This is a genomic window from Actinoplanes octamycinicus (assembly GCF_014205225.1).
GTDB classification, from domain to species: domain Bacteria; phylum Actinomycetota; class Actinomycetes; order Mycobacteriales; family Micromonosporaceae; genus Actinoplanes; species Actinoplanes octamycinicus.
Map to the genome: position 1 here is coordinate 9,978,043 of NZ_JACHNB010000001.1, position 21,575 is coordinate 9,999,617.

General features: G+C 73.2%; 18 protein-coding genes. 6 read left to right on the forward strand and 12 right to left on the reverse strand.

What is annotated here, in order from left to right; translation table 11 throughout:
• Entirely contained in the window at nt 1–2,268 is a 2,268-nt protein-coding gene (treY, locus tag BJY16_RS45285) for a malto-oligosyltrehalose synthase (protein WP_185045933.1), read from the reverse strand.
• Complete coding sequence (gene glgX, locus BJY16_RS45290; protein ID WP_185045935.1) at nt 2,268–4,379, reverse strand: glycogen debranching protein GlgX; 2,112 nt, start codon at nt 4,377–4,379, stop codon at nt 2,268–2,270. Before glgX ends, treY begins: the two co-directional genes overlap by 1 nt.
• A 202-nt stretch (nt 4,380–4,581) precedes the next feature.
• On the opposite strand from glgX, the gene BJY16_RS45295 reads away from it, so the two are divergent.
• On the forward strand, nt 4,582–6,381 hold the full coding sequence (locus BJY16_RS45295) for a glycogen debranching enzyme N-terminal domain-containing protein (protein WP_239176855.1): 1,800 nt from the start codon (nt 4,582–4,584) through the stop codon (nt 6,379–6,381).
• Nucleotides 6,378–7,628: a glycosyltransferase family 4 protein gene (locus tag BJY16_RS45300; RefSeq protein WP_185047002.1), complete on the forward strand. Its 1,251-nt coding sequence runs from the start codon at nt 6,378–6,380 to the stop codon at nt 7,626–7,628. Before BJY16_RS45295 ends, BJY16_RS45300 begins: the two co-directional genes overlap by 4 nt.
• Before the next feature lie 133 nt (nt 7,629–7,761).
• Here the strand turns inward: BJY16_RS45300 and BJY16_RS45305 are convergent, their stop codons facing one another.
• The 5 genes from BJY16_RS45305 to BJY16_RS45325 are packed head-to-tail and all read right to left on the reverse strand — an operon-like array spanning nt 7,762 to nt 11,856.
• Nucleotides 7,762–8,676: a ketopantoate reductase family protein gene (locus BJY16_RS45305; RefSeq protein ID WP_185045938.1), complete on the reverse strand. Its 915-nt coding sequence runs from the start codon at nt 8,674–8,676 to the stop codon at nt 7,762–7,764.
• On the reverse strand, nt 8,676–8,939 hold the full coding sequence (locus tag BJY16_RS48190; protein WP_185045940.1) for a UBP-type zinc finger domain-containing protein: 264 nt from the start codon (nt 8,937–8,939) through the stop codon (nt 8,676–8,678). Before BJY16_RS48190 ends, BJY16_RS45305 begins: the two co-directional genes overlap by 1 nt.
• Nucleotides 8,936–10,513 (reverse strand): Na+/H+ antiporter, encoded by a 1,578-nt coding sequence (locus BJY16_RS45315; protein ID WP_185045942.1) that lies wholly within the window; start codon nt 10,511–10,513, stop codon nt 8,936–8,938. The genes BJY16_RS48190 and BJY16_RS45315 overlap by 4 nt, the downstream gene beginning before the upstream one ends.
• 33 nt (nt 10,514–10,546) lie before the next feature.
• Nucleotides 10,547–11,143, reverse strand: a complete 597-nt coding sequence (locus BJY16_RS45320) for a fibronectin type III domain-containing protein (protein WP_185045944.1) — start codon at nt 11,141–11,143, stop codon at nt 10,547–10,549.
• A 32-nt stretch (nt 11,144–11,175) separates the two neighbouring features.
• Complete coding sequence (locus BJY16_RS45325; RefSeq protein WP_239176857.1) at nt 11,176–11,856, reverse strand: EcsC family protein; 681 nt, start codon at nt 11,854–11,856, stop codon at nt 11,176–11,178.
• 239 nt (nt 11,857–12,095) lie between these two features.
• On the opposite strand from BJY16_RS45325, the gene BJY16_RS45330 reads away from it, so the two are divergent.
• A complete protein-coding gene (locus BJY16_RS45330; RefSeq protein WP_185045946.1) occupies nt 12,096–13,001 on the forward strand; it encodes a proteasome assembly chaperone family protein in 906 nt (301 codons plus the stop codon).
• On the opposite strand, the gene BJY16_RS45335 is transcribed toward BJY16_RS45330, so the two are convergent.
• The gene (locus BJY16_RS45335; RefSeq protein ID WP_185045948.1) at nt 12,998–13,744 is read right to left on the reverse strand and encodes an alpha/beta hydrolase; all 747 of its coding nucleotides are present in this window, start codon (nt 13,742–13,744) and stop codon (nt 12,998–13,000) included. The genes BJY16_RS45330 and BJY16_RS45335 overlap by 4 nt on opposite strands.
• 19 nt (nt 13,745–13,763) lie before the next feature.
• Nucleotides 13,764–14,156, reverse strand: a complete 393-nt coding sequence (locus BJY16_RS45340) for a hypothetical protein (RefSeq protein ID WP_185045950.1) — start codon at nt 14,154–14,156, stop codon at nt 13,764–13,766.
• Nucleotides 14,157–14,346: 190 nt separating this feature from the next.
• Between BJY16_RS45340 and BJY16_RS45345 the strand changes: the two genes are divergently transcribed.
• Complete coding sequence (locus BJY16_RS45345) at nt 14,347–15,012, forward strand: hypothetical protein (protein ID WP_185046980.1); 666 nt, start codon at nt 14,347–14,349, stop codon at nt 15,010–15,012.
• Nucleotides 15,013–15,361: 349 nt separating this feature from the next.
• On the forward strand, nt 15,362–16,285 hold the full coding sequence (locus tag BJY16_RS45350; protein ID WP_185045952.1) for a DMT family transporter: 924 nt from the start codon (nt 15,362–15,364) through the stop codon (nt 16,283–16,285).
• A gap of 371 nt (nt 16,286–16,656) precedes the next feature.
• Here the strand turns inward: BJY16_RS45350 and BJY16_RS45355 are convergent, their stop codons facing one another.
• Together BJY16_RS45355 and BJY16_RS45360 are read right to left on the reverse strand one after the other, a co-directional pair.
• Entirely contained in the window at nt 16,657–17,292 is a 636-nt protein-coding gene (locus BJY16_RS45355; protein ID WP_185045953.1) for a hypothetical protein, read from the reverse strand.
• A 66-nt stretch (nt 17,293–17,358) separates the two neighbouring features.
• Nucleotides 17,359–18,762, reverse strand: coding sequence for a selenium-binding protein SBP56-related protein (locus BJY16_RS45360; RefSeq protein ID WP_185045955.1), 1,404 nt, complete (start codon nt 18,760–18,762; stop codon nt 17,359–17,361).
• A 91-nt stretch (nt 18,763–18,853) separates the two neighbouring features.
• On the opposite strand from BJY16_RS45360, the gene BJY16_RS45365 reads away from it, so the two are divergent.
• On the forward strand, nt 18,854–19,342 hold the full coding sequence (locus BJY16_RS45365; protein ID WP_185045957.1) for a hypothetical protein: 489 nt from the start codon (nt 18,854–18,856) through the stop codon (nt 19,340–19,342).
• Nucleotides 19,343–19,348: 6 nt separating this feature from the next.
• On the opposite strand, the gene BJY16_RS45370 is transcribed toward BJY16_RS45365, so the two are convergent.
• A complete protein-coding gene (locus BJY16_RS45370; RefSeq protein WP_239176859.1) occupies nt 19,349–21,454 on the reverse strand; it encodes a sensor histidine kinase in 2,106 nt (701 codons plus the stop codon).
• Nucleotides 21,455–21,575: the final 121 nt, after the last annotated feature.

Here is a 21,575-nt window from a genome sequence, read left to right on the forward strand (position 1 = left end):
TCACTCTTTCACCAGGAGAGCGACGGGATAGGTGTGCAGCAGCTCGGCAACGGCCAGGCGATCTCCACCGTAGCTGGCGTTCGTGAACACTTCCGTCCAACTGTGTCCGTCGAGTGACAGCGTGGTGTCGTGCCATCCGCCGTGGCGTGACAATCCGACCGGCAGCCGGGTGGCGACCACCACCACGCCGCCCCGGTCGAACGCCAGCACGTGCTCGCCGACCCGTCCTTCGGCGAACACCGGCCGGTACGAGGTGAACAGCTCCGGCCGCTGCCGGAGCAGCCGCAGCGTACGGCTGACCACGAGCAGCTTGGCCGCCCCGGTGTCGTCCACCGGCGGCTGCCAGCCGTCGTCGAGCCGGCCGAGCAGCTCGCGGCGGGCGGCGAAGTCGACCGGCCGCCGGTTGTCCGGGTCGACCAGCGAGTAGTCCCAGAGCTCGGTGCCCTGATAGACGTCCGGCACCCCGGGCATGGTCAGCTGCACGAGTTTCTGACCCAGCGAGTTGACCCAGCCGGGCGGCGTGATCGAGGCAGCGAAATCGGTCACCTCGCGGTGCAGCGCCGGGTCGTCGTAGATCTTGTCGACCATCGCCCGCAAGGCCGTCTCGAACGCCTCGTCCGGCTGGTACCACGTGGTGACGACAGCCGACTCACGGGCGGCCTTCACCGCGTACGCGAAGAGCCTGTCCCGGTCGATCGGCCAGGCGCCGACCGCGACCTGCCAGATCAGATGGGCCAGCGACGGATCCGGGAGCGGAGCGACCCGGACCCAGCGGCGAACCACCTCGGTCCAGTCGCCGGGCACCTCGGAGAGCACCGCGAGCCGGGCCCGGACATCCTCGCCGCGCTTGGTGTCATGGGTGCTCAGCGCGGTCATCGTGGCCGGCCAGTCCTGCTGCCGGGACTCGGCGCACTCGTGGAACTCGTCCACCGAGACGCCGAACTTGAGCGGGTCGTTGCCCACCTCGTTGCGGGCCGCGAACCGGGTCCAGCGGTAGAACGCGGTGTCCTCCACACCCTTGGCCATCACCGCGCCGGTGAACTGCTGGAACCGGGCGGCGACCTCCTCGGCGGGGTTGCGGAGCCGGGCGGTGAGCTGGTCCAGCGTGCTGATCAGCTGCGGACGCCGGCGGCCCGCCTCGGCCCGGGCCTGGGCGAGGTAGCGCGCGCCACCCGGCAGGTAGGAGCGGTAGACCGGGAAGCAGGCGGCCAGCTCGGCGAGGCCCTGCGGCGCGGCCTCGATCTCCGGCACGAGCCGGGACAGCCGCCCGAGCTCGGCGGCGAGCAGCTTGGTGGCGACCGTGCGCTTGGTCTCGTGGACGAGGTTCTGGAAGCTGGTCGTGCCGCCGGTCAGGTAGTGGTCGAGCGTGTCGAAGAACGCCTCCGTGCCGGCGTCCACGAACACGCCGTTCACCTCGGCCATCGCGTCGTACCCGGTGGTGCCGTCGATCGGCCACCGGGGCAGCTGCTCGCCCGGCTCGAGGATCTTCTCGATCACCAGCCAGGCCTCCGGCGCGGCGTCCCGCAGCCGCCGCAGGTAGTCCCCCGGGTCGCGCAGCCCGTCCGGATGGTCGACCCGGATGCCGTCGACCAGCCCCTCGCGGACCCAGCGCAGGATCTCGGCGTGGGTGGCCTCGAAGACCTCCGGGTCCTCGACGCGCAGCCCGGCCAGCTCGGTGATCGCGAAGAACCGCCGGTAGTTGATCTCGGAGTCGCCGCGGGTCCAGTTGACCAGCTCGTAGTGCTGCCGGTCGTGCACCTCCCGGGGCGAGCCGCCGCCGGTCCCCTCGGCGATCGGGTACCGCTTGTCGTAGTAGACCAGCTCGTCGCCCTCGACCTGGAGCTGGTCCAGCGCGTCCGGATCGTCGGCCAGCACCGGCAGCAGGATCCGGCCGCGGGACCAGTCGATGTCGTAGAAGCTCGCGAACTTCGACTCCCGCCCGTGCTTGAGGACCTCCCACCAGGTCGGGTTGACCTTGGGGACGGCCACCCCGGCGTGGTTCGGGACGATGTCGACGACCAGGCCGAGCCCGGCGTTCTTCAGCGCCGCGGACAGGGCGCGCAGCCCGTCCGGGCCACCCAGGTCCGGGCTGACCTGGGTGTGGTCGACGACGTCGTAGCCGTGCTGGGAGCCGGGCGCCGCGGTCAGCAGCGGGGCCGAGTAGAGGTGGCTGACGCCGAGGTCGGCCAGGTAGTCGGCCAGCTCGGCGGTGGCCTTGAGCGGGAAGTCGGGGCGGACCTGGACTCGATAAGTGCTGCTGGGGCGCATCACACCGTCCTGTCGAGCACGATGAGGGAACGATCCGGCACCCAGATCTTGTGGCCGGCCTCCACGACCGACGGGCGATCCGGGGACGGCTCGGCGGTTTCGATGACTTTCTCCCACTTCTCCCCGTACTCCGCGGGAGGCGTGGCGAACTCGATGGGCGCGTCGTGCGCGTTGAAGAAGAGCAGGAACGAGCTGTCCACGTGGCGCTGGCCGTACTGGCCACGCTCGCGGATGCCCTCGCCGTTGACGAACAGGGCGACCGCCCGGCCGAAGTCGTTGCCCCAGTCGTCGCCGGCCATCTGCCGGCCGTCCGGGGTGAACCACTCCAGGTCGGGCAGCGGGTCGCCGCCGCCGCGGGCGGTGACCGGCAGTCCGGTGAAGAACCGGCGGCGCTGGAACACCTGGTGCCGGTGCCGGAACGCGGTCAGCTTGCGGGCGAAGTCGAGCAGCTGCTCGTCGGCGTTCTCCCAGTCGATCCAGCTGATCTCGTCGTCCTGGCAGTACGCGTTGTTGTTGCCCTGCTGGGTGCGGCCCAGCTCATCGCCGTGCGAGATCATCGGCACGCCCTGGCTGAGCATCAGCGTGGCCAGGAAGTTGCGGCGCTGCTTGGCGCGCAGCTCGAGCACCTTCTCGTCGCTGGTCGGGCCCTCGATGCCGCAGTTCCAGGACCGGTTGTGGCTCTCGCCGTCCCGGTTCTCCTCGCCGTTCGCCTCGTTGTGCTTGTCGTTGTAGCTGACCAGGTCGTTGAGCGTGAACCCGTCGTGCGCGGTGACGAAGTTGATCGAGTGGAACGGCTTGCGGCCGTCGTCCTGGTAGAGGTCGGCGGAGCCGGTGATCCGGCTGGCGAACTCGGCCAGGGTGGCCGGCTCGCCGCGCCAGAAGTCACGGACCGTGTCCCGGTACTTGCCGTTCCACTCGGTCCAGTTCGGCGGGAAGTTGCCGACCTGGTAACCACCCGGGCCGACATCCCACGGCTCGGCGATCAGCTTCACCTGGCCGACCACCGGGTCCTGCTGGACCACCTCGAAGAAGGTGGAGAGCCGGTCCACGTCGTAGAACTCCCGGGCCAGCGTCGAGGCCAGGTCGAAGCGGAAGCCGTCGACGTGCATCTCGGTGACCCAGTAGCGCAGTGAGTCCATGATCAGCTGCAGGCTCTGCGGGGAGCGGACGTTCAGGCTGTTCCCGGTGCCGGTGTAGTCCATGTAGAACTGCGGCTGGTCGTCGACCAGCCGGTAGTAGGTCCGGTTGTCGATGCCCTTGAGGCTGAGCGTCGGCCCGAGGTGGTTGCCCTCCGCGGTGTGGTTGTAGACCACGTCCAGGATGACCTCCATCCCGGCCGCGTGCAGCGCCTTCACCATCCCCCGGAACTCCTGGGTCTGCTGGCCGAGCGTGCCGGTCCCGGAGTACCCGTGGTACGGCGCGAAGAAGCCCAGCGTGTTGTAGCCCCAGTAGTTGCGCAGGCCCAGGTCGTGCAGCCGGTTGTCGTGGACGAACTGGTGCACCGGCATCAGCTCGACCGCGGTCACGCCGAGGCCCTTCAGGTGCTCGATGATCGCCGGGTGGCCGATCGCCGCGTAGGTCCCGCGCATCTCCCGGGGGATCTCCGGGTGCCGCTGGGTGAGCCCCTTCACGTGCGTCTCGTAGATCACCGAGTGGTGGTACGGGATGTCCGGCCGGCGGTCGTTGCCCCAGTCGAAGTACGGGTTCACCACCACGCCCTTGGGCATGTACGGCGCCGAGTCCAGGTCCGACATCTGGTCCGGGTTGTCGAAGTCGTACGCGTACAGCGACGGGTGCCAGTCGATGTCCGAGTCGACCGCCCGCGCGTACGGGTCCAGCAGCAGCTTGTGCGGGTTGCAGCGCAGCCCGCGGTGCGGCTCGTAGGGACCGTAGACCCGGTAGCCGTACCGCTGCCCCGGCTCCACGCCGGGTAAGTAGGCGTGCCAGACGAACGCGTCCTGCTCGTGCAGGAGCACCTTGCGCTCGTTCCCGGAGGCGTCGAAGAGGCAGAGTTCGACCGCCTCAGCCACCTCGGAGAAGATCGCGAAGTTGGTACCCGTCCCGTCGTAGGTCGCCCCCAACGGATACCGGTGACCAGGCCAGACCTGCATTTCTCGTGGACCCCCCTCGGCCTTCGGTCAGTGCGACCGGCCCGCGGTTCATGCCCGTCCGCGGGGTGGCTCAATCCTGTCCGGCCGCGTCATCGCCCATTCTCGCGGAGAGGACTGATACCGTCGGCCCGACTGTCCGATTAGGCGCTGATTTATCCCCTTACGGGGGTTTAGCGTGTGCCAAAACGAGCATAGAGGCGACGTGCCGCGGATTGATCCTCTGACCTTCGGGCCCCAGGTGTGCGCCGTCCACACGGAGGACGCCGGAGCCGGCCGGGAATGGCTGGTCACCGACGGTCTCGGCGGCTGGGCCAGCGGCACCGTGAGCGGCCTGCGGACCCGTCCGGAGCACGCGCTGCTGACCGTCGCCGGGCCGGGCCGGACGCCGCACGTCGCGCTGGCCGCGCTCGACCTGACCGTGACGCTCCCCACAGGCACGAAAGTGCCGCTGTACACCCATGCCTGGGAATCCGGCGTGCTCGACCCGGCCGGCCACCGCTTCCTGGAGACCTTCACGCTGGCCGCCGGGCTGCCGCGGTGGCGCTGGCGGATCGGCGACGTGGTGATCGAACGCGAGCTGGCGATGCGCCCCGGCCTCGCGGTGGTCCACCGGGTGCTCAGCGCGCCCGGCCCGGTCGGCCTGTCGGTCGCCGCGATGTGCACCTGGCGGGAGGCGGCCGGCAGCCGCCGCGCCGACGGCCCCGGGCTGCGGATCGAGCGGGTCGCCGACGGGGTGCTCGTGGAGAACGCGTACCGGCTGGCCGGCCCCGGCTGGCAGCCCGCCGGGCAGTGGCACATGGGCGCCCGGACCGGCGACCGGGCCGAGGACCTGTGGCTGGCCGGCACCTTCGGCAAGCAGGCCGCAGCCGGGGAGAGCCTGGAGATCTCGGCGTGGGCCGGGAACCTCGCCGACCGCCCGCCGGCGCCGCCGGTGGTGCTGGCCGCGGCGCGCGAGCGGGCTCATCGGCTGGTCACCGCGGCGAAGGCGGAGGGGTACGCCGGGACGCTCGCGCTCGCCGCCGACACGTTCATCGTCCAGGCCGCCGACGGGCCGGTCATGGTCGACGGGTACCCGTGGGGCGGACGGCCGGCGTCGCTCGCCGCGTACGAGGGGCTGTTCCTCGACACCGGGCGGGCCGACGAGGGCCGGGAGCTGCTCCGCGCCCTGGTCGACCGGCCGGCCGACGCGCTGGACTTCCCGCTCTGGCTGGTGCACGCGGTGGACCGGCACGTCACCCGGACCGGGGACAGCGACCTGGCCCGGGCGCTCGGCGTGCCGCTCGGCCGGCTGCTGCGCCAGAGCCTGACCGGCGACGGGCCGCTCGCCGTCGACCCGGCCGACGGCCTGCTCGCGCTCGCCCCCGGCCCGGATCGGCCACGGGTCGGGAAGCTCGTGGAGATCAACGCGCTCTGGGTTAACGCGCTCGCCGCGCTCGGCGACCTGCTGGCCGAGGGCGGGCGGGTCGACACCGAGCCGCGCGACCGGCACGCGCTGGCCTGGGAGTCGTTCCGGCGGCGGTTCCCGGCGCCCGAGGGGTGGCTGCACGATCTGGTCGAGGGGCCCGCGGCGCCCTACCCGCTGGGGGCCGGGACGCAACACGACGATCCGACGCTGCGGCCGTACCAACTGCTCGGCTGGTCGCTGCCGCACGCGCCGATGCGGGGCAGCGCCGGCCGCACGGTCCGGGCCGCCGGGGAGTCGCTGCTCACCCCGGTCGGGCTGCGCACCCTGGCCCCGGACGAGTACGGGTACGACGGCGCCGGCCCCGAGCAAGGCCTGGTCCGGCCGTGGCTGATCGGGCCGTACGCGGACGCCTGCGCGGCCACCGGGCACCCGGTCGACGGGCTGCTCGACGGGCTCGCCGCCCACCTGACCGAATGGGGCGTCGGCTCGGTCGGCGAGGCCGCGCACGGCGACGCCCCGCACCGCGCCGTGGGCCGCCCGTTCGACGCGCTGGCCGTCGCCGAGATGCTACGAGTGGAAACGAGGTACGCGCCGTGAGCCGGATCCTCCTGCTCTCCTGGGAGTACCCGCCGCTGCTGGTCGGCGGGCTGGGGCGGCACGTGCACGCGCTGGCCGGCGCGCTCGCCGCCGCCGGGCACGAGGTCACCGTGGTGACCCGGCAGGCGCCCGGCGCGCCGCCGGTGGAGCACGTCGAAGGCGTCCGGGTGATCCGGGCCGCCGAGGACCCGCCCGCCGTGGACGTCACCGGCGGCAACCTGCTCGGCTGGACGCTCGCCTTCAACCACGCGCTGACCCGGGCCGCCCTGCGCGCGGCGCGCGGTCACCGGTACGACCTGGTGCACGCGCACGACTGGCTGGTCGCGCACACCGCGGTCACCCTGCGCGACCACCTGGACGTGCCGCTGGTCGCGACGATCCACGCCACCGAGTCCGGGCGGCACCAGGGCTGGCTGCCGGCCGCCCACAACCGGACCATCGACGACGTCGAACGCTGGCTGTGCGCCGAGGCGGACCGGGTGATCGTCTGCTCGGAGTACATGCGCGCCGAGGTGATCCGCCTCTTCGGAGTGCCGGCCGAGCGCACCGAGGTGGTGCACAACGGGGTGGACGCGCTGCGCTGGCGGGCCCGGCCGCGGGCGGTCGCGGCGGCCCGGGAACGGTACGCCGGCAGCGACGGTCCCCTGGTCAGCCTGGCCGGCCGGCTGGTCTACGAGAAGGGCGTGCAGCACCTGCTCGCGGCGGAACCGCTGTTGCGCGAACGGTTCCCCGGCCTGCGGATGGTGATCGCGGGCGACGGGCCGTACCGGGCGGAGCTGGAACGTCTCGCCGGGCCGGCCGTGACCTTCGCCGGGTTCCTGACCGGCCACGATCTCACCGCCCTGATGGCGGCCTCGGACTGTTACGTGGTGCCGAGCATCTACGAGCCGTTCGGGATGGTCGCGCTGGAGGCGGCGGCGGCCGGGACGCCGGTGGCGGTGGCGGCGACCGGCGGGCTGGCCGAGATCGTCGAGGACCGGGTGACCGGGGTGAAGTTCCCGCCCGGCGACCCGGAGGCCCTGGCCGGCGCGGTGGCCGGGGTGCTCGCGGACCGGGACCACGCGCGGGCGCTGGCGTGGCGGGCCCGGCAGCGGGTGGTCGACGACTACAACTGGCCGTCGATCGCGGCCCGCACCGCCGCGGTCTACGACAGCACCCGGCCGCCCGGGTCGTCGCTGCTGGCCAACGAGCCGAAGTTCCTGCTCAGCGGCCGTCCCGGGATGCCGATGGCGGTCCCGGTCGGGTAGCTGCCGGCGCGCCTCGCCCCGGACCGCCGCGCGCCTCGCGGTAGTCGGCTGGGCGTGGCGGGTGCCTCGAAGGAGTCGAGACACCCGCAGGGACCAGCCCGACCACCGCGAGGCGCGCCGCGACGCCGGCCGGTCAGTCGGCCTCGCGGGTGGCCTGGTAGATCGACAGGGCGGTCCAGGCGGCGGACAGCAGCGGGACCGGCACATCGTGGCGGCCGGCCTCGGCGACCAGGTCGCCCACGATCGCGTCGGCCTCGACCGGGTGGCCGGCGATCAGGTCGCGGTACATCGACGAGGTGGTCGGCTCGGTGCTGGCCATCGTGTCGCGGAGCATGGTCAGCGCCTGCGGGCGGGGCGGGAACCCGGCCGCGGTGGCGACGGCGACCGTCTCGGCGGTCAGGGCCCGGTTGAACTCCGGGCCGCCGGGCGCCGCGTTGATCGCGCCGATCGAGCCGCGCTGCAGCGTGGTGGCGCCGCCGATGGTGGCCAGCAGCACCCACTTCTCCCACATCTCGGCCCGGATGTGCCGGGACGCCCGGGAGTCGAAGCCGGCGTCGCCGAGCGCCGCGGTGACCTTGTCCAGGCGGTCGTCGGGGCCCTCGCCGAACGGGCCGAAGACCAGGCGGTGCAGGGCGGACATCTGGACGACGTCACCGTGGTCGTCCAGCGTCCCGTGGATCATGCAGAGGCCGCCCCAGACGTGGCCGGGCCCGAACGCGCCGGTCAACGTGTCGACGTGGCGCATCCCGTTGAGCAGCGGGATCACCACGGTACGGTCGCCGACGGCCGGGCCCAGCGCGGCGATCACGGCGTCCAGCGCGTAGCTCTTGACGGCGATCAGGACCAGATCGTACGGACCGTCGACGGTGGTGACGGTCCGCGGCGTCAGCCGGGTCTCGCCGGTCGGCGACGTGATCCGCAGACCGCGCTCGGCCAGCCGGGCCTGCCGCCCCGGCCGGACCAGGAACGTGACGTCCCGCCCGGCCTGGGCGAGCCGGCCGCCGAAGTAGCCACCGGTCGCGCCGGCGCCGGCCACCAGGATCCGCATCAGCCCAGCTGCTCGTCGTCGAAGCACCAGCGCCAGGTCTCGCCCGGCTCGAACGAGCGCATCACCGGGTGGCCGGACTCGGCGTGGTGGGCCGACATGTGCTGGCGCGGCGACGAGTCACAGCACGCGACCACCCCGCAGGTGAGGCAGAGGCGCAGGTGGACCCAGTCGTCGAAGCCGGCGGCCACGCACTGCGGGCAGCCGTCGGCGTAGCGGCTCTGCGGTTCCGGGTCGCCGGATTCCTTGAGATGCTGGCAGATCACTCGTCACTCCGGTGCAGCTGGGACTCTTCCAGGTCGAGCTCGCGCTGGGCGCGGACCAGCACCTCCTCCGGGATCCGGCCCTCGTTCCGGGCGATCTTGAAGACGTGCCGCTCGGCTCTGATCATCTCGCGGCGCAGCCGGCCGTACGCAGCCGAGGGGGTTTCCTGCTGCTGGCTGCCCAAACGCTCCCACGCGTTGTTGGACCGGCTCTCCACCAGCCCGCGCAGCCGGTCGACCACCGAGGCGGGCGCGCCGTCCGCGTGCTCGTCCAGCGCGGCCAGGGCGGCCCGGCCGGCGGCGTGCTGCACCCCGGCCTCGGCGAGCGCGTCCTGCGCGCTGTTGTCCTCGCGCACCCCGAGACGGCGGGCCATGGCCGGCAGCGTGGTGCCCTGGATCAGCAGGGTGAGCACGATGATCGCGAAGGCGATGAAGACGAACAGCTCGCGCGGGTAATAGGGCACGCCGGTCTCGTCGCTGGGCGGCGGCAGGGTCTGCGCGGCGGCCAGGGTGACAACGCCGCGCATCCCGGCCCAGGCCAGCACGGTCACCGCGGCGGCCGGCGGGCGCGCCTCCCGGGCCCGGACCCGCGGGAGCAGCCGGGCCAGATAGGTCGCCGGGTACATCCACAGGAAGCGGACCAGCACCAGGGTGCCGAAGACCGCGGCGGTCACCGTGAGGGTGGTGGCCATGTCGGTCTCGATGCTGCTCACCACCATCCGCAGCTGCAGGCCGACCAGCAGGAACACCACGCCCTCCAGGAGGAACGTGGTGAGCCGCCAGACCGCGTCCATCTGCAGCCGGGAGGTGGCCGAGAGCAGGTAGGGCATCCGGTGGCCGAGATAGAGCCCGGCGATCACCACGGCCACCACGCTGGAGGTGTGCAGCTCCTCGGCGACGATCACCACGACGAACGGGGTGAGCAGCGAGACTGCGTCGTCGAGCAGCGGATCGTCGATCCACCGGTGCAGCTTGGCCGCGCCGACCGCGGCCACCATGCCGATGATCAGGCCACCGCCGGCTTTCAGCGCGACCTCGCCGGCGATCTCCCAGAACCCGACCGCGGCGCCGGCCAGCGCGCCCACCGCCACCCGCACCAGCACCAGTGCGGTCGCGTCGTTGAGCAGGCTCTCGCCCTCCAGGATGGTGACCACCCGGCGGGGCAGGCCGACCCGGCGGGCGATCGCGGTGGCGGAGACCGCGTCCGGCGGGGCGACGATGGCGCCGAGCGCCACGCAGGCGGCCAGCGGCGCCGCCGGGACCAGCCAGTGCACCACGAAGCCGACCGCGAACGCGGTGACCAGCACCAGCCCCACCGCGAGCAGCAGGATCGGGCGCAGCGCGTGCCGGAAGGCGGGCACCGAGGTCTGCAACGCGGCCACGTAGAGCAGCGGCGGCAGGATCCCGATCAGCACCAGCTCCGGCTCCAGGTGCGCCTCCGGGAAGCCGGGAAGGTACGACAGACCGAGCCCGGCGACCAGCAGCACCAGGGGCGCCACGAACCCGAGCCGGCGGGCGAGGGCCGCGCCGACGACTGCGATCGCCACGAACACGACCGTCTCGACGATGCTCTCCATGGCGGGAAGCTTATTGCCCGCCGGATCCCGGCATCAGGTGGTGCTCACCACCCCGGAACGCGCCACGGTCCGGGCCCAGGTGCCCTCCATGCCCTTGCGGGTGCGGACCACGTCGACCGAGAACTCGTACGGCGTGCCGGGCAGCAGCCCGGTGACCGTCGCGGTCATCCAGCCGCAGCCGCCCGGCGGGACGGTCAGCCAGCCCGGCGACTCCGGCTGCGAGCCGGCCTGCAGGTCGTGGCTGACCGCGATGATCCGGTACTCCACCAGGTCGGCGCCGCCCGGGTTGAACCAGGAGACCACCGCGCTGGTGGCGCCCGGCGTGACGTCCATGCCGTTGATCGCGCCGCCCTTGAACCCGGTCGTCCCGCACGGCGCGCTGCGGCTCGGCGCCGGGGTGGCCGGCGGCTTGACGGTCGGCGACAGGGTGGCGGCGGCCGGCCGGGCCCGCGGCCCGAAACTGGTGGTCGGCGACGGCGTGACGCTGCCCGCCGTCATCCACAGCCACGGGCTGGTGCCGGACGGGCTGGGCTGCGCCTGCGCGGTCCCGGAGGAGGCGCAGGCGGCCAGCAGCAACGGCCCGGCGAGCATGGGCAGGACGACGGCGGCAGCTTTCCGAATCCCCAGCACGTCCTCCACGTTCGGGCCGGGGCGCCGGGTCCTTAGCCGTTCCGGTAATGGTCCCCGGCACGCCGGGCCAGATCCTTGGTGGCCGCCGAGTTGACCCAGGTGCCGAGCACCACGCCGGCACCCGGGACCAGCTTGGCGAACACCTTGCGGGCGGCGCGCACCCCGGCCATCCGGGCCAGGTTGACGGTGAGCTTGACCAGCGCGCCGCCGAGCGGGCCGCCCTGCGGGCCGGTGAAGATCCGGCTGGCACGCTCCCGGCCGGCCGCCACGCCGAGCGCGGTACGGGCGGTCTCGGCGACCCGGTGCACCCGCTGCAGGACGAGCAGGTCGGTGGCGCGCTCCGCGGCGACCGGGTCGGCGCCGTGCGCGGCCGCGATGTGCAGCACCATCCGGGCCTGGGTCCAGGCCAGCACGCCGACGTCGAGGACCGCGCCGGGCAGGCCGGCCACGCCGGAGATGGCGCCGGAGAGGCGGGCCAGGGTGGTGAAGTTCCGGACGGCCAGGGCGGCCAGCTCGTCCGGGGTGATCCCGGGACGGTCGGCGCGGACCCGGGCGGCCCACTCGGCGGCCTCCGGGCCGAGGCGGCGGACCGCGTCCAGGGCGAGGTGCTCCGGGGCGTACTGCGGGTCGGCCTTCATCCGGGCCCAGAGGGAGCCGGGTGGGACGGCGGCGTCGCCGGTCGCGGCGGGAAGGGGTAGTGGCTGGTGGCTCAACGATCACTCCCGAGGGGGGCGAGACGGCGATCTACCCCCATAGTGGCGTCCGGGCGCACGCCGGTTGCCCGGGTGCGCCGACTTTTCGTGGTGACTGTCACAGCCGGGTGCTTGCCGTGCCGAGGTCGTACGTCAAGATTTGGAACATGGACCACGGCGGGCCGGAATGTTCCGGGCGGCCTGGCTGTTGTCGGCGGAAAGCCCGCGTCGCCGGGCGATGTCTTGAGGAGGTCCGCAGCGTGCTCGACCCACACGGGCTCTACGAGGTGGCCGGGGAACTGCCGGCCCTGGACGGCCCGGTGCTCATCCAGGCGCTCACCGGGTTCGTCGACGCGGGCAGCGCCATCCAGCTCGCCCGCGAGCACCTGCTGGAGGAGCTGGAGAGCGAGGTCGTCGCGACCTTCGACCTGGACCAGCTCCTCGACTACCGGTCCCGCCGCCCTCCGATGATCTTCGTGGCCGACCACTTCGAGAGCTACGAGGACCCGGTGCTCGCCCTGCACCTGGTGCGCGACCAGCTCGGCACGCCGTTCCTGCTGCTCACCGGCCCGGAGCCGGACCTGCAGTGGGAGCGGTTCATCGCGGCGGTGACCCAGCTCATCGAGCGGCTCGGGGTCAAGGTCACGATCGGGCTGAACGCGATCCCGATGGCGGTGCCGCACACCCGCCCGGTCAGCGTCACCGCGCACGCCACCGACCGCGGCCTGCTCGGCGAGCACGAGTCCTGGCTGCAGCGGGTGCAGGTGCCGGCCAGCGTCGGCAACCTGCTGGAGTTCCGGCTCGGGCAGAACGGGCACGACGCGCTCGGGTACGCCGCGCACGTCCCGCACTACCTGGCCCAGACCGGTTACCCGGCGGCCGCCGAGCTGCTGCTCGACTCGGTCTCCGGCAACACCGGGCTGGCGCTGCCGACCGGCAAGCTGCGCGAGTCGGCCAAGCAGGTCCGCGAGGAGGTGGACAAGCAGATCGCCGAGGACGAGCAGGCGGCCCGGCTGGTCACCTCGCTGGAGGCGCAGTACGACGCGTTCCTCCGCGGCCGGCAGAACAACCTGCTGGTGGACTCGGACAGCCCGCTGCCGACCGCCGAGGAGCTCGGCGCGGAGCTGGAGCGCTTCCTCGCCGAGCAGACCCGCGACGAGGGCTAACGCTTGCGCATCAGGAAGTCGATGACGGCCGGGAGCTGCGCGTCCCAGTAGTCCCAGGCGTGCTCTCCCGGGCCGAAATCGGCGTCCAGCTGCACCCCGGTGGCCTGGCAGGCGGCGACGAACCGCCGGTTCTGCGCCAGCAGATGATCCTCGGTGCCGCAGCGCAGCATCAGCCGGGGCAGCCGGGCCGGGTCGCCGGCCCGCAGCAGGTGCAGCAGATCCTCGTCGCCGCCGGCCACCACCCGGTCGGCGAAGACCCGCTCGACCAGGGCCCGCATGTGCGGCCGCCGGTCGTGCTCCTGGATGTACGCCAGATCGAGCGCCCCGGACAGCGTCGCCGCGGCGGCGAAGCGCTCCGGCTCGCGCAGCGCCCACTTCATCGCGCCGTAGCCACCCATCGACAGGCCGGCCACGAAGGTGTCCTCGCGGCGCTGGGAGACCCGGAAGAACTGCCGCACCGTGGCCGGCAGCTCGGCCGAGAGAAAGTCCCAGAACCGCATGCCGCTCGCCTCGTTGGCGTAGAAGCTGCGGTGCACCTGCGGCATCACCACGGCCAGGCCGTGCGCGGCGGCGTAACGCTCGACCGAGGTGAACCGGCTCCAGGCGGAATGGTCGTCGGTCAGGCCGTGTAGCAGGTAGAGAACCGGGGGCGGGTCGCCGGAGTCGTGGTCGGGGAGAAGCACGGTCATCGAGGTACGCAGCTCGAGCACCTCGGAGTCGAAGTCACATCGGATCAGGGCCACGTGGCCATCCTTCCCGGTCTCAGCCGGCCGGGCACCGTCCGTCCAGGACTGTCACCGAGGGGAAGACCGGCTCGGTGCTCCGCAGCAGCGCGGCGCTGTCCACCACGACGACCAGGCAGGCCGGGCTGCCACCGGACGGGTTGGTCACCTCGAACTGATGGTCGCCGGCGGCCCGCACGCTGATCCGCACCCGGCTGCCCCGGGCGGCCTCGGCGAGCGCCTCCTCGACCTCGAAGGACGAGACGTTGATCCCGCTGACCGGGGCGGCCCGCAGCTGCTCGGCGGCTCGCTCGGCGACCGCGGAGACGGTCTGCGGGCCGGCGTTGCCGCGCTCGTGGAGCACGACCGCGACGAGGCCGATCGCGCCGAGGATGCCAAGACCGGCGACGACCGCGCGGCGGGGGTTCTGCATGCCCCGGAGCGTGCCGATCCGAGGCGTCCGGCGCAAGCCCCGGTCGATGGGTGAGCGGTTGGGAATGTCGTACCCGTCGATTAGAATGTATGTACGAAAGAGGGGCCCTGAGCTGCTGATCTTCGACCGGGTTAGAACGCCTGTTCGAGGCTATGCGGCGAGTGAGGAGACCGACGTGACCACGTCCACCATGTCCACGATCTCGACCACCCCCGTGCCCGTCATCCCGCCCTACGCCACGATGCTCGGCTTCACTCGGTACGTCTCCCGCACCGGCCCCGCGAAGGCCACGTTCGTCGGCGGCCTGCGCAAGCAGCGGGAGCGGCGCAGCGGGTTCAACCCGCACGGCCAGCTGGTCAAGGCACTGAAGGCGGACATCGCGTTCCGCACCGGCGGCAGCTACCTCGGTGGCGTCGTCGATCTGGTGAAAGAGCGGTGGAAGCCGCTCTACGAGTCGCTGCGGGCCGGCGGCCGCACCTATCTGGCGTCGCTCGGCGACCCCGAGCAGATCACCCTGGTCCAGACCCGGGACGCGCTGGCCAGCGTCGGCCCGCTCGCCGTGAAGATCAACCCGCACTTCGGGCTGCGGTTCGGCGACGGGCACCGGGAGGCGGTCCGGCTGCACTTCGACGAGGAGCCGCCCAGCCCGGAGCTGGTCACCGCCATGCTGCACCTGATGGCCCGGCACATGGAGCAGATCCTGCCGGACGCCGACCCGGTCCTGGTCGACCTGCGCCGCGGCGTGACCCACCGGCTGAACCCGGCGACCCGGCCGGCCGACGTGGAGAGCTGGCTGGCCGGGGAGGCGGCGGCCTTCACGGCGATGTGGTCGGCCACCGCCAGCCCGGCGGCCTGATCGCCCGATGCTCCGTCTGACCGGCCCGGCCGCTCCCCCGGCCGGGCCGGTCAGCGGTCCCTCGGCCGCTCACCACCGCGCGGCGCCACCCTCGCGTGGCTCCCACCCCCCACCGCGGTCCCGTTCCCCGGCGCGCTGCCCCGCGTCGGGGAACGGCCCTCCGCTCGGGTCGGGATGGCCGCCGATGGGGTCGGCTAAGGTGGCGGGGTGAGTCCGTTTCCCGGCGTTCTACCGCCGCCGCGCTCCTGAGCGGAGCGTGAGCCGCGCCGTCTGAGCCCCGCTCGGACGGCCCTGTCGCGATGCGTTCCGCAGCCGGTCCGACACCGACTCACCCCTCCGCGGAGCGCGCATGTTCTCGTCCTCACCCTCGGCCGCCGCACGGCTGAGCCTCGTCCACCTGTCCATCGCCGGGGTCCTCTGGGGCACGGCCGGCGTCGTCGTCCAAGTGGTCGCCGGCCGGACCGGGCTCGGCGCCGTCGCGATCGGCTTCTACCGGCTGCTCTTCGCCGCCGGGACCATGCTGATCCTCGGCTTCCCGGCCCGCCGGCGGATCGGGGCGGCGTTCCGCTCGGCACCCGCCGCGATCGTCGCCGCCGGGACCGGGCTCGCCGCCTACCAGGCGCTCTACTTCGTCGCCGTCCGCCTGACCGGCGTCAGCATCGCCACCGTGGTCAGCCTCGGCCTGGCCCCGCTCCTGCTCAGCACCTGGGAGACGATCCGCACCCGCCGCCGCCCGGCCACCGCCGAACTCGGCGCCTCAGCCGCGGCGATCCTCGGCCTGGCACTGATCTCCGGCGTGTCAGCGCACGGCGCGGGCACGCTCGGGCTGCTGGCGGCGATCGCGTCGGGCACCGTCTACGCGGCTTCCACCGCGCTCAGCCGCCGCACCGCCCAGGGTGTGCCCCCGCTGATCCTGACCACGCTGTCCTGCACGATCGGCGCGATCACCCTGGCCCCGATCGCCCTGACGCAGGGCGTCACCTTCGCGCCGGCGCCGGGGTCGATCGGCCTGCTCGCCCACCTGGGCGCGGTGACCACGGCGCTCGCCTACGCCTGCTTCTACACCGGCCTGCGCCACACCACCGGCAGCGTCGCCGTCGTGGTCACCCTGCTGGAACCGCTGACCGCCGCCGTGCTCGCGGTCCTGCTGATCGGCGAACCCCTCCCCCTGACCACCATCATCGGCGGCCTGCTCCTCCTCGGCGCGGTGACCACCCTCTACCTGGACGCCGCGCGACCGAGCAGCACCCCCGAACCGAGCCTGACCACCTGATCCGGCCGGGCAAGGAGGCGACCCCCGAGCGGTTGGATCCGATTTTTGTACGCTTCCGTCCCGCCGCACCCCCTGCCCGCGCGAGGTCGCCGGACCCCACGGCCGCGGCGCGCCGCCGGCCCGGCGACCCGCACGGCCGCTTCCCGCAGCCCGCCACGGAGCCAGCACCAGCCAGGACTCCCCGCCGAGATCGAGACCAGGCCGAGACCGACGCCGTCAGCAGCCGGACGGCCGCACCGAGACCCGGTGAGCACGGCCGGCGCGGCGCGGCGACCGTACCGAAAAACGGCGAAGCCGGAGAAAAGCGAACCGGAGGGAGAAGAAAGGGGAGGGAAAGCGGACCGGGAGGCGACAGCGGATCGTGGGGCGGGTCAGGTGGTGAGGGCGATGGTCAGGGCGCCGGCGGCCACCAGGACACCGGCCCACAGGCGGTCCACGTTGAACCAGGCGCGGCGGAGGATCTTGACGCCGAGGAACTCGTAGACGAGGAGGGCGCAGGCGGCCATCACGGTGAACATCGCGATGGTGTGGACGCCGGCGGCGGCCAGACCGGTCAGGGCTCCGGCCGGGGAGCCGGACATGGCGTGGCCGGCGTGGGTGACCGGGACCGGGGTGGTGGCGAGCACCGGCAGCAGCATCAGGCCGGCGCCGTGGGCCGACGACATGAGGAACGACCAACCGGCCAGCTGGGCCGCGGAGAGCCGCATCCCGGCCCAGCGGAAGTGGCGGTCGGAGAGCAGCCGCCACAGTCCGAAACCGACCAGCAGCACGCCGCCCGCGATCCCGACCACGTTCGCCGCGACCACCGAGCGGGTGGCCGAGATGATCGCGGCGACGATCGCGACCGAGGCGAGATGCCCGGCCGCGATCGGGGGCAGGGAGCGCAGCAGCACCGCGCGGCTGCGCTCCTGCATGCCCCGGGCCACCGCGAACAGCCAGCCCATCGCCGGGTTCAGCCCGTGGAAGGCGCCCAGCGCGACCAGCGCCGCATAAGAGCCCCAGGTCACGGCGCGACCATCGCCGCGCGGGAGGGCCCGGTCACGGCGCGGCCAGGGGTGGGTGGGAGGGCTGGGTCACGACGGGAAGCAGTAGGAGTCGGAGGAGGCGTCGCCGCCCTGCAGCCGGGTCTGGTGGACCCGCCGCCCGCGGAACTCGTCGCCGTGCGGGAAGAAGCGCTCGTCGAGCGTGAACGTGGTGTCCGTGACGTCGACCTTGGCGAGCCAGGCGCCGACGCCGTCCGGGTAGAACTGGTCGTCCCAGGAGCCGTAGAGCGAGTTCGTCACGTAGACCCGCTCGCCGTCCCGGGACACCTCGACCATCTGCGGACCGCCGGCCAGCCGCTCGTCCGGGAAGGCCGGGTGCGGGGTCCGCCGGACGATCCCGCCCAGGTGCACCGAGTCCAGGAAGATCGGGTGGAACGGGTCGCTGACGTCGTACCGGCGCAGCTCGCCGGTGCCCCAGCAGGAGACGTAGAGGTACTTGTCGTCGACGCTCAGGTCGATGTCGGTGACCAGCGGCGGCACCGCGCCGAACGGCTGCAGCGCGGGCGGCAGCAGCGCCGGGTCGGCCGGCTCGGCCGGGATGTCGATGACCTTGCGGACCTCGAAGCCGCCACCGGACCGGTGCCACACCCAGATCGAGGCGGACAGGTCCTCCACCGAGATCACCACGCCGAGGAAGCCGTGCGAGGCGGTCGGGTCGTGGGCCGGGCGCAGCTCCAGCGTCATCTGGTACTGGTCGCCGAGGTCGACCGTCTGCACCAGGGTGCGCTTGGCCAAGTCCCAGAAGTGGATCCGGTGCCCGTACTCGCGCCCGAGCAGCAGCTCCGGCACGATCCCGTCCTCGATCATGTCGGGCGTGCCCCACTCCGAGGTGACCAGTACGTCCTGGGTGAGGTGCCACCAGAAGTCGTACGCCAGGTGCTGGTCGCCGCGGTCGGCCTCCCACTGCCCGCGCACGTCGAAGGTCTGGTGGTCGAGGATCGCGATCCCGCCCGGGCCGTCGCCGCCCTGCCCGGCGCCGAGCGCGGAGACGTAGATCCCGTCCGGGCCGCAGTGGATCGTGTGCGGGCGCGAGTAGTCCGCCTTGGCGGCCAGCTCGGCGGCCGGGATCTCCTTGACGAGCCGCGGGTTGCGCGGGTCGTCCTTGGTGTCCAGCACGTAGATCCGGGACGACCGCAGACCGGGAACGATCAGGTAGCGCCGCTCCACGTGCGGGTGCGGCGCGGTCGGGCAGAGCGCGCTGCTGCACGCGTTCCAGCCGAAGTGATGCAGCTCGTCACCGGTGTGCGGCAGGTCGGTCCAGCCGACCACGGTGCCGTACCCGGCCGACGCCGGATCGGTGTCGATCACCGCGATCGCGTCGGGCTGCTCGGCCGCCCGATCGAAAGCGGCCACATAGGCCAGTTTCTCCGCCGGGGCACCGGCCGCGTCGCTGGGCGAGGGGTAGAACGTCGGATCCGGTGTCCATCGCGTCATGCCGCTCATCGTCACCCGGCCGGGCGGCCACGAGAAGGTTTACATCTGTCAAGTTTGATAACCTCCGGCCCGACACAGGGGGAGATCATCAATGCGTTACGACACCGGCTCCGGCCATACCCACCGGACGGCCGCCTGGAACCGGGCCACCTGGGCCTTGCTCGGCCTGCTCGGCGCCGTTCTGGTCACTGACCTGATCAACGGCGGGCTGCGGCTCTCCGGCGCCGGCTACCCGACTCTGCTCGCGACCGGCCTGCTGTGGGTGGCCGCGGTCGTCGGCACCATCGGCATGGTCTTCGTCTGGAACAACCAGACCCGGCTGCTGGCCGAGGCGCACCACGCGAACCCGAAGAGCTACGTCTGGAGCCTGAGCTGGCACCTGGTCGCCGTGGTCCCGATGCTGACCGCGATCCTCACCCTGGGCCGCGACGCCGACGACCGCGCGACCGTGCTCGGGCTCGCCCTGCGGGCGGTGGTCATCCTGGTGGTGCTCGCCGGCGTACTGGTCAGCCGGGCCAGGGTGCTGCGCCTGGTCCGCGACTCGGCCGGCGTCCAGGGATCAGCACAGACAACCATGTGAAGCCGTTCATCGTACGTCCAACGGCAGCCGCACCAGCACGGTCGTCCCGTCGTCGTCCCCGGTCAGCTCGATGCTGCCGTGGTGACGCTCGACCACCGCCCGGCTCAGCGTCAGCCCGAGCCCGCTCCCGGGCAGCACCCGGTCGTGTCCCCGGCTGGTCCGGTACCGCCCGGTGAACAGCTGCTCCCGCTCGATCCGCGGGACGTCCGTGGCGGCGTCCGAGACGGCCAGCTCGGCCGCCCGCCCGGCCCGGCGCAGGCTGACCTCGACGTGCCCGCCGTCCGGGCTGTACCGGATCGCGCTGCCCAGCAGGTTCTCCACGATCTGCCGCAGCCGGTCCCGGTCACCCGGCACGATCAGCTCGGCCGGCAGGTCGGTGTCGATCACCACCGGCGCCGCGCCGATCGCCACCCGGGTCCGGTCCACCACGTCCCGGACCACGGCGGCCAGGTCCATCGGCGTCCGCCGCACGTCGGCGTGCCCGGCGTCCAGCGCGGACAGCTCCAGCAGCTCGTTGATGATCTCCCGGAGCTGCAGCGCGTTGCGTTCCACCACGGCGATCAGCCGCGGCCCGTCCCGGACCAGCGTCGCCTCGTCCGCCTCGCGCAACAGCTCGGTGTACGCGCTGATCGAGGTCAGCGGCGTGCGCAGCTCGTGCCCGATCAGCGCCAGGTACTCGTTCTTGCTGCGCACCAGCTGCCGCTGCAGGTCGTCGACCCGGCGCCGCTCGACGAACTGGCCCAGGTGCGCGGCGATCCCGGACATCAGCGCGACCAGCTCGTCCTCCGGGTCCTCGACCGCGTCGGCGAAGACGGTCAGCACCCCGATCGTCCCGGTCCCGTCGTGCACCGGGATGGCCAGCGCGGTGTGCAGGCGCTCGGCGGCGGTGTCCGCGGAGATCAGGCTCTGCGGGCGGCCCACGTCCCGGATCCACAGCGGCTTGTCCACCTGCCAGGCCCGGCCGGCCAGCCCCTGCCCGTAGGCCAGGTCGTCGGGCACGGTGATCCCGGTCGGCCAGCCCGGGGTGCTCCACCGCGCCACCGCCCGGATCACCTCGGCCGGCGCGTCGACCAGCCACAACTCGGCGTGCACCCAGTCCAGCGTGGCGACCACCGCCTCCAGCACCCGCGGCCCGGCCGCCTCGATGCTGGGCGTCTCGGCGAGCGCCGTGGTGACCGCCAGCTCGCAGGAGCGGAACCGCTCGGCGCGCCGCTGCCGGGTGACGTCCTGCACCGCCTGGACCGCGCCGACCACCTGGCCGTCCGGGCCGAGGATCGGTTGCGCGTCCATCAGGTAGTGCCGGTTGCGCCGGACCCGGCCGGGCCGGGCGAGCGGCTCGTCGCGGACCCGTTCGCCGCGCAGCGCCCGGAAGAGGCCCTGCTCGGGGGTGCCGTCCGGGTCGTCGGCCCAGAGCCGGCGCATCCGCTCGTTGGCGAAGACCACCTGCCCGTCGGCGTCGCACGCGGTCACCCCGTCGTGCAGGCTGTCCAGCACCGCGTCCAGGAACCGGTGCTGCTGCTCCAGCTCGTGCCGGGCCAGCTGCTCGCCGATCAGCAGGGTGGCCACCTCGGCTGCCTCGGCGACCGCGCTGATCTGCTCCGGCGACCACTCCCGCGGCCGCAGGTCGTAGGCGCAGCACACACCGAGCACCTGCCCGTGCCGGTCGTGCACCGGATAGCCGAGATAGGCGCCGCCGTGCTGGCGGACCACCCCGGGCGGCACCCGGTCGTCGGCGGTCGCGTCGTCGACGATCACCGCCCCGCCGCCGGCCACCACCATGCCGCCGAGCGAGCGGTCCAGCGTGGTGTCGTTGATCGCGTCCCAGTCGGCGGTCACGCCCCAGCTGCCGTAGAGCCGCAGCCGGTCGCCCTCGACGAACTGGATGCAGGCGCTCGGGGTCTGCGCCCCGCGCGCGGTCAGCGCGGCGAGCTGGTCGGCGGTGCCGGTGGCCAGCACCCCGCGATGCCGGGCCGGACCGGCCGCCGCGTCGGCCAGCACGTCGCGGAGCAGACTTGAGCCGGTGGCCGGCGCGGGATGGTCGCCGATGGCGCCCGGGTGGTCGCCCGCGACCGCGGGCCGGCCCGGGCGGTCGGCGGTGGCGGCCGCCGGCAAGCCTGGGTGCTCGTCGACGGCCGTCCCCCCGTGAAGCTCGGCCGGGCGTGCGAGAGCCGCGGCATCCGCCGCCCGTGTCCTTCCGGACCGCCCAGCGCCACTGCCGGGACCTTCTCGCCGC